Annotated in this window: 1 protein-coding gene; it reads right to left on the bottom strand. The window is 40.6% G+C overall.

The window, feature by feature from the left end; translation table 11 throughout:
* Positions 1-36: 36 nt before the first annotated feature.
* Positions 37-1014 (bottom strand): hypothetical protein (locus tag FTV31_RS17140; protein ID WP_180015849.1); only part of this gene is annotated, 978 nt, incomplete at its 5' end.

The following is a 1014-nucleotide window of genomic DNA, read 5'->3' as shown; positions in this document are numbered from 1 at the left end:
GCAGTTTTGGCAAAAAAAGTATAAAAAAAACCAGTCTTAGAATGGGTCATACCTGTAGCCATCATCTTTACTTGGCGATGGTGTTGGTGTTGGTGTTGGCTCAATATCTCGCACCTGGCTAACTTCAACTGGTTTTTTAAATCGGTCTTTGGCTGTATCGAATAGAGAATCTAGGCGGTCATGCTCACGTTGAGAGAAGTAAGTACCTAACCGCTTTTCAGCAAATTTCACCATTCTCTTATCATTGGCAATCATCTGTTGAATGTGATCACGCATCTGGTCTGTCATGTCTTTTTCTTGGCGTGAGAAGTGCTGTAAAGCGTTGTACTTCTCGCATATAGCTTCATACAGCTCAGTCCCCATCGGATTTTTTTTGTGATACTTCAATTCTTGTATTTCAGCCCAATATTTCACGTCTTTGGCTGCACTAACATAGCTGTATGAGAATATACGTGCAGCATCAATTGGGCTTTTCGGTTTAATAGCAAAGCCTTTGGAATTGATAGCTGTTAATACTCGATTGCTTTCTTTAATTGTGTGGTCAAATCTCTCAGTGAGTCTTCCAAAGTCGTTAAGCGTTCGCTGACTTCTGTGGTATTTAGAAGTGAGCTGGCGGTAGAAATCTGTGAAAGGGTCTGTGTTAATTTCGATTGAGTATCCTGAATATCTTTGAGCATCGGCTGAATTTGCTGATTGATCTTGTCTTGGACTAACTGATCTATATTTGATTCCCTCAAGGCACTGGTTAAGGTTTTTTCCAAATAAGCCTGCGTTTGTTTTGAGAATCCTTTGATAGATTCGTTCAAAAAGTCCACTGGTGGCTCTTCTTTCATCTGTTGAAGTAGTGCTGCGCTGCGCTTCTCCAATTGCTCGATATATATCTTCTGTCCGTCGATGCAGTTCTGTTGCAGCTTGTTTTGCTCCTTCAAAAGACTGACTTGCTGACTGATTAGCTGAGTTAATTCGCTCATTTACTTCACCAATGAAATTATGATCAGGATTAGCAGTAACGCT

Origin of the sequence: Acinetobacter sp. YH16031 (assembly GCF_013417335.1) — a bacterium.
Classification (GTDB): Bacteria; Pseudomonadota; Gammaproteobacteria; order Pseudomonadales; family Moraxellaceae; genus Acinetobacter.
Note: the sequence above shows the minus strand (reverse complement) of the source record. Positions and strands in the feature narration are given on the sequence as shown.